Source organism: Achromobacter sp. 1012554356 (assembly GCF_059760815.1).
In genome coordinates this window covers 1-513 of the sequence record NZ_JCBANC010000129.1, presented here as the reverse complement: position 1 = coordinate 513, position 513 = coordinate 1, and the positions used below count along the sequence as shown (strand labels likewise).

Below are 513 nucleotides of genomic sequence, written 5' to 3'. Positions count from 1 at the left end.
TGACGCCTTGGTTGGTGCTGTCCGTGTCGTTGACCGCGGTCGGGGCAGGGTTCTTGACGTCCCACGAGAAGTCTTGCGACACCGAGGCGCCGGACTTGTCGGTCGCGGTGATGGTGACGGCGTAGACGCCCTCATTGCCACCTTGCGAGGCCGACTTGTCCAAAGTGCCGGAGATGATGCCGGTCTTCGGATCGATGGTCAGGCCGGGCGGCAGACCGGTGGCCGAGTACGTGAGCACATCGCCCGTATCCACATCCGAGAATTGACCGGAGATGTCGACCGGGGTGATGGCCTGGCCGTCGTTACCGGATTGATCGTCAAGCGTGACACCCGGGGTCAGGATCGGGGTGTCGTTGGTGCCCGTGATCGTGACCGTCAGGGTCGCGGTCGACGTGCCGCCTTCGCCATCGGAGACGGTGTAGGTGATCGACGACGTGGCCGTCTGGTTGGCGCCCAGGTTGTTGAACGCGGAGCCGGGGTTAAACGAGTAGGAACCGTCAGCGTTCAGCGTGA

The 513-nt window shown here is 63.7% G+C and carries 1 protein-coding gene; it reads right to left on the bottom strand.

Going from position 1 to position 513, the window contains the following annotated elements:
• The coding region (locus AC6LJW_RS29445; protein ID WP_498088975.1) for a putative Ig domain-containing protein at positions 1–513 on the bottom strand (513 nt) is incomplete at both ends.